At 63.7% G+C, this 8,449-nt stretch carries 12 protein-coding genes; 6 read left to right on the plus strand and 6 right to left on the minus strand.

The window, feature by feature from the left end; translation table 11 throughout:
- From ACIQ2E_RS09690 to ACIQ2E_RS09700, 3 genes are all read right to left on the minus strand, one after another.
- The coding region (locus ACIQ2E_RS09690; RefSeq protein ID WP_398329542.1) for an efflux RND transporter permease subunit at nt 1-2,518 on the minus strand (2,518 nt) is incomplete at its 3' end.
- Complete coding sequence (locus ACIQ2E_RS09695) at nt 2,515-2,991, minus strand: peptidase (RefSeq protein ID WP_398329545.1); 477 nt, start codon at nt 2,989-2,991, stop codon at nt 2,515-2,517. The genes ACIQ2E_RS09690 and ACIQ2E_RS09695, both read right to left, overlap by 4 nt.
- Before the next feature lie 254 nt (nt 2,992-3,245).
- Nucleotides 3,246-3,758: a DUF2214 family protein gene (locus ACIQ2E_RS09700; RefSeq protein ID WP_398329548.1), complete on the minus strand. Its 513-nt coding sequence runs from the start codon at nt 3,756-3,758 to the stop codon at nt 3,246-3,248.
- Nucleotides 3,759-4,011: 253 nt separating this feature from the next.
- Between ACIQ2E_RS09700 and ACIQ2E_RS09705 the strand changes: the two genes are divergently transcribed.
- From ACIQ2E_RS09705 to ACIQ2E_RS09725, 5 genes are read left to right on the plus strand one after another with little or no spacing between them, the layout of a single operon-like run.
- Entirely contained in the window at nt 4,012-4,938 is a 927-nt protein-coding gene (locus ACIQ2E_RS09705) for an RNA polymerase sigma factor RpoD/SigA (RefSeq protein WP_398329551.1), read from the plus strand.
- A gap of 60 nt (nt 4,939-4,998) precedes the next feature.
- A complete protein-coding gene (locus ACIQ2E_RS09710) occupies nt 4,999-5,364 on the plus strand; it encodes a YkvA family protein (protein ID WP_398329554.1) in 366 nt (121 codons plus the stop codon).
- Nucleotides 5,364-5,693, plus strand: a complete 330-nt coding sequence (locus ACIQ2E_RS09715) for a hypothetical protein (RefSeq protein ID WP_398329557.1) — start codon at nt 5,364-5,366, stop codon at nt 5,691-5,693. Before ACIQ2E_RS09710 ends, ACIQ2E_RS09715 begins: the two co-directional genes overlap by 1 nt.
- Nucleotides 5,694-5,719: 26 nt before the next feature.
- Entirely contained in the window at nt 5,720-6,007 is a 288-nt protein-coding gene (locus tag ACIQ2E_RS09720) for a hypothetical protein (RefSeq protein WP_398329560.1), read from the plus strand.
- 11 nt (nt 6,008-6,018) lie between these two features.
- A complete protein-coding gene (locus ACIQ2E_RS09725) occupies nt 6,019-6,501 on the plus strand; it encodes a phosphate-starvation-inducible PsiE family protein (protein WP_398329563.1) in 483 nt (160 codons plus the stop codon).
- Here the strand turns inward: ACIQ2E_RS09725 and ACIQ2E_RS09730 are convergent.
- The gene (locus ACIQ2E_RS09730) at nt 6,440-6,985 is read right to left on the minus strand and encodes a Nif11 domain/cupin domain-containing protein (protein ID WP_398329565.1); all 546 of its coding nucleotides are present in this window, start codon (nt 6,983-6,985) and stop codon (nt 6,440-6,442) included. The genes ACIQ2E_RS09725 and ACIQ2E_RS09730 overlap by 62 nt on opposite strands.
- 4 nt (nt 6,986-6,989) lie before the next feature.
- A complete protein-coding gene (locus ACIQ2E_RS09735; RefSeq protein ID WP_398329568.1) occupies nt 6,990-7,463 on the minus strand; it encodes a GNAT family N-acetyltransferase in 474 nt (157 codons plus the stop codon).
- Between the two features lie 130 nt (nt 7,464-7,593).
- Here ACIQ2E_RS09735 and ACIQ2E_RS09740 point away from each other — a divergent pair, with 130 nt between their 5' ends.
- Nucleotides 7,594-7,959: an AbrB family transcriptional regulator gene (locus ACIQ2E_RS09740; RefSeq protein WP_010310178.1), complete on the plus strand. Its 366-nt coding sequence runs from the start codon at nt 7,594-7,596 to the stop codon at nt 7,957-7,959.
- A 40-nt stretch (nt 7,960-7,999) separates the two neighbouring features.
- Here ACIQ2E_RS09740 and ACIQ2E_RS09745 read toward each other — a convergent pair whose 3' ends face one another.
- Entirely contained in the window at nt 8,000-8,338 is a 339-nt protein-coding gene (locus ACIQ2E_RS09745) for a hypothetical protein (RefSeq protein WP_398329571.1), read from the minus strand.
- Between the last annotated feature and the right edge of the window lie 111 nt (nt 8,339-8,449).

An 8,449-nucleotide genomic window follows, 5' to 3' on the forward strand; every position in this document is an offset into this window, starting at 1 on the left:
TCACGCCCGGAGCTGGCAGGGCCTGAATCGTGATCGAGCGCACCAGGCGGCTGTGGTTGATCACGCTGGGCCCAGTGGAGGGCACCACCTGCACCACCTGGCCGATGGGGATCAGCTGGCCGTTGCGGTTGCGCACCTGCAAAGCGAGCACGTCGTTCACGTCGCGGCGCCCCTGGCCTTCCAGCTGCACGATCACCCGTCGCACCTGATCGCCTTCAAAGCTGTCGTTCACATAGGTGCTGCCGAAGCTGGCCTGCAGGGTGGCCACCAGCTCATCGAGGTCCACGCCCAAGGAGGCCAGCTGCAGGCGATCCGGTTCGAGCCGCAATACCGGTGAATCGGCATTGAAACGGGTGGAGACCCGCGTGAAGCGTCCGCTGGCATTGGCGGCCTGGATGAAACGCTGGGCCTGCTGGGCGAACTGCTGAATGTTGAGCTGACCATTGCTGGTGTCGAGCAGTTCCAGTTCCAGCCCCCCTTCGCTGCTGAAGCCGCGCACGGTGGGGGCTTCGCTCAGCATCACCACCGCCCCTTTTATGCGCTGCATCAACTGGCGGTTGAGCCGTTGGGCCACCGCGGCGGTGGAGGGTTGCCCCTCGCCGCGTTGGCCGATCGGCTGGAGCCGCACGAAGAAAATGCCTTTGTTGGCGCTGCTGTCGCCAAAGGAGCGACCGGCATAGAAGTTGGCGCTGCGCAGGGCCGGATCCGCCGCCAGGGTGCTGCGCACCTGCTCCATCACCGCCTGGGTGCGCTGCAGCGCGGAGCCTTCCGGCAGCACCACCACGCCGCGCAGCTGACCGTTGTCTTCCTGGGGGATGAAGGCGCTGGGCCGCAGGCTGAGCCCAACGATGGTGAGCAACAGGCCAAGGGCCAGGGCGATCAGCAGACGGCTCCGGTGCTGCAGGCTCCGGTCGAGCCAGCGGCCGTAGGGCTGCTCCAGGGATTCCAGCCAGCGGCGCGGTGGATCAATCCAGCGCAGCAGCCAGGCCGGCTCGCGCTGCTCCGCATGCAGGATGCGGCTCGCCGCCACCGGCGTGAAGCTGATGGCATTGAACGTCGACACCACAATCGTGGCGCCGATGGTGAGCGCAATCGGGGCGTAGAGCCTGCCCACGCTGCCCTGCATGCCCAGCACCGGGATGAACACCACCAACAGCACCAGCGAGGTGGCCACCACAGCGCCGCCCAGTTCGGCCATGGCCTCGCGGGCTGCTGCCAGCGGTGAGGCCCCCTGCTCCAGCCGGCGGCCGATGTCTTCACTCACCACGATGGCGTCGTCCACCACCAGCCCGGACGCCAACACCATGCCGAACAGGCTGAGGGTGTTGATTGAAGTGCCGCTCAGGTTGATCAGGGTGATCGAACCCAGGAGCGACACCGGCACCGCCAGGGCGCTGATCAGGGCCAGGCGGCTGTTGCCCAGCCCCAGCAACAGAGCCAGGAACACCAGCAGCACCGCATCCCGCAGGCTGCCCGCCGCTTCGCCGATGCTCTGGCGCACGGTGTCGGCTTCATTCACGATCAGCTGCAGATCCACCCCTGGCGGGAAGCGGGGTTCGAGCTCCGCCAGGGCGCGCTCCACCGCCTCACTCACCTTCAGAGCGTTGCTGCCATCGCGCTGGAACACCCCCAGGGCCACGGTGGGATCACCCTTGAGGTTGGTGGCCACGTTGCCGTAGCTCTCGCTGCCGAGGCTCACCCGGCCGATATCGCGCAGCAGCACCACACCGCCATCGGGGCCGCGGCCCACCACCAGCTGTGCCAGTTCCTCCGGGCTGCGCAGCCGACCTTCCATCTGCAGCGGCAGCGAGGTGGCCTGCCCGGGCGGCACCGGTTCCTCCCCCACCTGGCCTAAGGCGGCCAGCACGTTCTGCGCTTCCAGAGCCTGGCGCACATCGCTGATGGTGAGCTGCCGCTCCAGCAGCGCTGCGGGGTTGAGCCAGAGACGGAAGGCCAGGGGGCTGCCGCCAAAGAGCGTCACATTGCCCACACCGTCCACGCGCTGCAGGCGCTCCTTCACCACCTGGTTCACCCAGCCGCTCAGGAAGACATCGCTATAGCGGCCCTTCTCAGCGCTGAAGCTGAGCACCATCAGCAGATCGTCGGAGCTGCGGCGCACCTGCACCCCCAACCTCGCCACCTGGGCCGGCAGCTGGCGCAGCACCTGGCTCACCTCGTTCTGAGCGTTCACCTGATTCAGCTCAGGAGCACCGCCGCGGAAGCTGAGGTTGATGCTGCTGCTGCCCGACGTGCTGGTGGAGCGAATGGTGTCGAGCCGCTCCAGACCGTTGAGTTGCCGCTCCAGCAGGGCTGTCACCCCCTGCTCCACCACCTCAGGGCTGCCGCCGGGATAGGTGCTGCTCACACTCACGCGCCCAGGCGCGATCGGGGGCAGGTTCTCCACCTGCAGCTGCACCAGGCTCAGGGCCCCCAGCAACAGCAGCAGGGCGGTGAGCACCAGGCTCAAGACCGGCCGGCGCAGAAACAGATCGGAGATCGTGCGCTTGGGAGGGCTCATGGCGTGGGAGATGGGTTCAGCCCGGGCTGCTGCTGCAGCCAGCGCAGGGTGCGCTGGTCGCGTTCACTCAGTTCGAGGATGGGTTTGGCTCCTGGTTTGGCGGCCATCGCGTCGCTGGGTTGATCGCTGTGGCCCCAGAGCCCGAAGGCATGGCCCAGTTCATGCAAAGCCGTGGCCTGGATCGCCGGCTGGGCCTGGCCCGGGCTGATCAGCACGGTCACCCGGGGCTCGAGCTGCCAGGTTCGCGGCCGACGCACCTCCAGCAGCTCCAGCACGGCTCTGCCATGGCTGGCGCGGTTGTTCAGTCGCGGCGGCCGCCGGCGTTCCACCAGGACCTGGGCGCGCTCGGGTTGATCCACCAGCGTGATTGGTAGATGCCGTTGCCAGGTGGCCAGCGCAGCCATCACGGCTTGGTGCCAGCGTTGCTCCCAGATCCCCGTGGGCCCGCCGTCGCGTACCGGTTCGACCCACACACACCAGTGGGAGCGGATCGGCCAGCCGGCGGGGGTGGGCTTGAGCTGATGGCGGTAATCGCCAGCAGGGCTGCTGTGCTCAGAAAGGGTGTGAGGTACGGGGTTAGGTACGGGATTAGGTACGGAGGAGGCTGCCGCAGGGGTGGCTGTTGGCGGATCTGGATTGCTGGGTGGAGCTGTCCACGGGCGGATCTCCGTGGCTATCCCGCAGGAGACAGAAGCCGGAGGCGGTAACTCCACAACGCAACCGCCGATCAGGCGCCCAAGGTGCCGGGCAAGCCCACACCCCGGGCCATCAACGTGGCCAGCAGGGGAATCAAGGCAAAGCCAACGAGCTCAATGTTGAGGATCCAGGCCAGGCGGTTGGCCAGGGCTTCACTCACCTGGGGCAGCTCACCTTTGCGCAGTGGAATCGCCCAAAGGATGTAGGTGATCGTGGGATAGAGCGACAGGCCGCCCACACTCAAATAGAGGCCCACCTTCCACCAGAAGAGTGGGTTTTCGGTGTAGAAGGCGCCTCCCTGGCCGAAATACATCACCCGCAGGATGCCGCTCACCAGCAGAGCCAGAGCAGCCATGCCGTACACCACATCGGTGATCACCATCAAGGTGGCGTCTTGCTTGCTGGGGTTGGGGCGAATCAAACGCCGCTCCAGCACCAGGGCCCCAAAGCAGAGCATGAAACTCAGGTAGTGGACGTAGGCCACCCCAGCGCGAGGCAGCACATCGCTAGGGAGGTCGGCGAGCAGGGCCGCGAAAGCGGGCATGGCGCAGGGCAGGCACGAAGCCATGACCGTAGCGAGCTTGTCCGCCCTCAGGGGGTGTCCGTGCTGGCGTTGATGATGCCCTTGATCACGGCGAGATGCGTTGTTTGCACTGGAAAGCTTCCAGATCTGATGTGGTTCTGTGTCGCGCCAGGTTGAACAATTGGGAAGCAAAGTTGAAACCTGGAAGCCTTTTGGTTGCTTTCCTCGTTGAGCGAAAAAGCTTCTAGGTTCAATTCAGTGGATGGACCTCTGCATGGCCAGCTCTCTGAGTGCCTTTCTGGGCGAAATCGGCCGCCATCAGTTACTCACTCCCGAACAGGAGTTGATGCTGGGTCGCAAGGTGCAGGCCATGGTGGCGCTGCACGATCGCTGCAACAGCGCTGGTGGTGTGGGTGAAGCCTGCGCCTACAACGACATCGAGAAACGCACCCTGCGCGTGGGAGAGCGTGCCAAGGATCAGATGATTACTGCCAATCTGCGTCTGGTGGTCAATCTCGCCAAGCGCTACCAGGGCAAGGGGCTTGATCTTCTCGATCTGATCCAGGAGGGCACCCTCGGGTTGACACGAGCGGTGGAGAAATACGACCCCACCCGCGGGCACCGCTTCAGTACGTATGCCTACTGGTGGATTCGCCAGGGTCTGAATCGGGCGCTCTCCACCCAGAGCCGCACCATTCGCATTCCAGTGAATGTGAATGAGAAGCTCACTCGGCTGCGGGCGGCCAAGGCGCGGCTGCTGCAACGCCATGGCATGCAACCGTCCGCCGAGCAGCTGTCGGCAGCGATGGATCTTCCACTCTCCGAAGTGGAAGACCTGTTGGGCTGCGAGCTACGCAGCGTCACGGTGAGTCTGCAGGGGGCGGTGAAGTCGAAGTCGGATCCCACCGAACTGGTGGATGTGCTGCCCAGTGAGGATCTACCGCCGATGGAGCGCTGCGAGTTGGCTGAGCGCAATGCAGCGGTGTGGAAGCTGTTGGATCAATCCAACCTCACCCCCAAGGAGCGCACCGTGGTGATGCTGCGCTTCGGTCTGGATGGCAGCCATGAATGGCGCACCCTGGCCGAGGTGGCTCGCCTGCTGGGCTGCAGCCGCGAATATTGCCGCCAGGTGGTGCAACGGGCCCTGCGCAAATTGCGCAAGGCCGGTATCCAAGCCGGTCTGGTGGAGGTGGGCAGCTGATTGCTCAGCCGCTGGCCTGCCGGTTCATGATGGATTCAGTGACTGAGTGAGGCTCCGCCCGTGGCCAACACCGGCTACAGCGAAACCGTGGATGCCGATGTTCTGGGCAGCACTGAAGTGGATGAGGGTGCGCTGCGGAGACTGCTGCGGCGCGCCGGTCGAACCTTGGCTCGCCCAGCGCTCGAATGCCTGGAGCTGCTTTTGGATGCCAAAACCCCACCACAGGTGAGGCTCACCATGCTGGCGGCCCTCACCTATCTGTTGCTGCCGATGGATTTGATTCCCGACTTCATTCCGGCGGCCGGTTTCAGCGACGATCTGGTGGCGCTCTCCGCACTCCTCGGCCTCTGCTCCACCCACATCAACGACGAGATTCGCTTGCGGGCGCAGCGCAAACTGGATCGCTGGTTTCCCCTGGGGCGCTGATGGCCACGCTCACCGCCGAGCAGCTGGATGATCTTCAGGCGTTCCTGAAGGACTGGCTGCGCCATTGCGGCCGCACGCAGGCTGATCTGCGCCGGGCCCTTCGTGCCAGCTCGATCCGCATGCCCGTGCTGCTCGAAGAACTCGCTCGGGTGCACAACCGTGATGGGCTCACGGGTCTGGCCCAACGCCTCTGTGACATCGAATCGCTCTGGCAGGGAGAGGATCAGGGGATCGATGGCGACGATCAGGCACCGATCTCCCTCGACGACTCGCTTGGTCAGCTGGATCTGCTGCTCCAGGAAATCCGGCTCGACGTCGGCGAAGCCTGACGGGGCAACGCGGACGCGTCAAAGTGGTGGCACGCTCCGCCGCCGCCATGTTGTTGCATCGCCTGTTTGCTTCCCCGGCCGCCTTTGGCCTCAAGCTGTGTGCCGGCATGGTGGTGGCTGGTTTGGAGTTGCCGGCTTTGGCTCAGGTGGAGAGCTTTCTCTGGGGGCCAGGCAGCAACGTGGGCCCAGAAACCAAGATTGAGCCTCAAAACTGCGTCACCGCAGCCGATGGCAGCATCACTTGCGACACCAAGGTGGTCAATCCTCCCGGTGATACCCCTGCCAAGCCGCAGTACAGGCCCTTCAGCTACTAACGACCGCTCTGATGCGTTTGTTTGACGATCGATCTTTCCTTCGGGCGATCACAGCCTTTGAGCGCGCCCTCGCCAAAGTGCTCTCCGTGGTGCTCACCGGCGTGGTGGTCGTGGCCACCCTGCAGCTGCTACTCTTCCTCGGTAGCGATCTGCTGGATCTCAACGTCAACTGGACCGGCGAGGGATTGATTCGGTTGCTGGATCAGGTGCTCGTCATCCTGATCGCTCTGGAGGTACTCCAGAACCTCACGGCCTACTTGCGGGAGCATGTGGTGCAGATCGAGCTGGTCCTGGTGACGGCCCTCACGGCTGTCGCCAGAAAAGTGATCGTGATGCCACCCGGGGTTGAGAAGAGTCCTGCCGATCTCATTGGCCTGGGCTTTGCCGTGCTCTCATTGGCAGGCGCCTATTGGCTTGTGCGCCAGTCGCATATCAAGCGTCTGCCGACCAGAAGAGAGCAAGCCACAGGGTTCCAGGATCGGGATCTGTCGTAACCACCCGATGCCGCTGGTGAGGCCTGATCAGCAGGCTGTCGCCGACGCAAAGATCGCGAGGCTGCGGTTCATTTTCAAACTGCAGTCGCGCGCTGCCGCGCAGAACCATCACCCACTCGGCTTCGGCCGGGTCGTACCAGAAGCCTTCCGGGCTGCTAGCGAGGCAGGAGTGAATTCGCTCCAACCGCCACCCCAATCCCTCGATTAAGCGATCCACCCGTTCTTCCCCTGTCGCCGGGCAAGAACTGGACAACAGATTGTTTTGGTTGCTGAACCGTTCCCTGGGTTGCTCCGGTGCTGCCTGGCTGTCCCCCCAGCGTCGCCCGATGTCAAAGCCATGCTGGGCGGCCAGGGCCACCACTTCATGGTGTTGATCGCACGCCCGTAGGGCATCTCGCAGGGCGGGTTGGCTTTCACTCAAGGCCACAAAGGCATTGAGTTGGCGCACCTTCTCGAGGAATTGCTGCAGCTGGGCTTCGGCCATGGGATCAGTATCTCTGCCCCAGCTGCTTGTGCATGCGAAAGCGCTGGAAAGGCACGCCGCCGATGCGCAGCTCCTCCCGCCAGCTCACCTGCCAGCCAAGCCGCTCGAACAGGGGCCTGGAGATCAAACTCGCCTCTGTGCGCAGAGCCCTCACCGCGTCCGCCTTGGCGGCTTGTTCGATGGCGTTGATCAAGAGCCTTCCGCAGCCCTGCCTCTGGGCGTTGGGATGGCTGTAGAGCAGAGCAAGGCGATCGGCTGGGTAGCGCAGGCTGAAGGCGATCGGCTGATCGCGTTGATTGCGGATCACCCATCCTTCGCCCTCTGGCAGCAGCGATCGCAGCGTGTTGCTCTGCTCTGCCCAGGCCCATTGCTGCGCTTCGCTGTAAAGCTTTGCGGTGGAACCCAGCACCGCTTGGCGATAGATCTCCACGAGTGCATCGTGATCGTTGCTGTTCAGGCGTCGAACCTGATGGGGCATGTCTGGAACAGCGCAGAATCACACCTGCATTGTGGTTCGCTGCTCTCTGGGATGTTGGTTGAGGAACGCATGGCAACGCTGGTCTCGATGTTGTAGGTTATTAATGTCTTCTTCAGCACATCTCCACGCAATGCTCACCGGATCGGACCTACTGGCCAAAGTCAAGGAGCTCGGCGATGTGGGTAAATCTGAGATCGTCCGCGCCTGCGGCTATGTCTCCACCAAGAAAGATGGTGGTGAGCGGCTGAATTTCACGGCCTTCTACGAGGCCCTGCTCGAGGCCAAGGGTGTCGAACTCGGCGGCGCCAGCAAGGTCGGCAAGGGTGGCCGTAAACTGAGCTACGTGGCCACCGTTCAGGGCAACGGCAACCTGCTGATCGGTAAGGCTTACACCGCCATGCTCGATCTGCAGCCTGGCGATGAGTTTGAAATCAAGCTGGGCCGCAAGCAGATCCGCCTGATTCCCGTTGGCGGCACCGACGAAGACGAGGAGTGATCGAGCGCAGAACGATCTGGGCGGATCGAAACCACTGGGTTCAGTCCAGCTTCACGATCACCCGATTTTCACCCCACTCCCACATCTGTGCTGTCCCCCCGATGACCTCGGGGGGATTTTTTTGTGCTTGCTGTTGCGCAGGTTCGCTCGACGCGTTGTTGGCCAGCAGCGCGGCGTAGTCATCGGTGTGGCAGGTGAGCAGCACGATTTGGATCCCCTGCTGGATGCCGCGCTCGAGCATCTTGCGCAGGCCAACCAGGCGTTCACGATCACTGTTGGTGAAGGCATCATCAAACACCAGCGGCAAAGCATCGGCGTAGGCCGGCTTGAGCACTTCGGCCATCGCAAGGCGCACCGTTGCCCCCAATTGTTCGCGCATGCCTCCGCTCAAGCGCTCGAAGGCAAAGGCCTCCTCGCCTTGGCGCAGTTGGAGATCGTGAAAGCCCTGTTGCGGATCGAAGGCCAGCAGCGGTTGATGCGGTTCGCTGGC

Origin of the sequence: Vulcanococcus sp., assembly GCF_044369115.1 — a bacterium.
Lineage (GTDB): Bacteria > Cyanobacteriota > Cyanobacteriia > PCC-6307 > Cyanobiaceae > Vulcanococcus.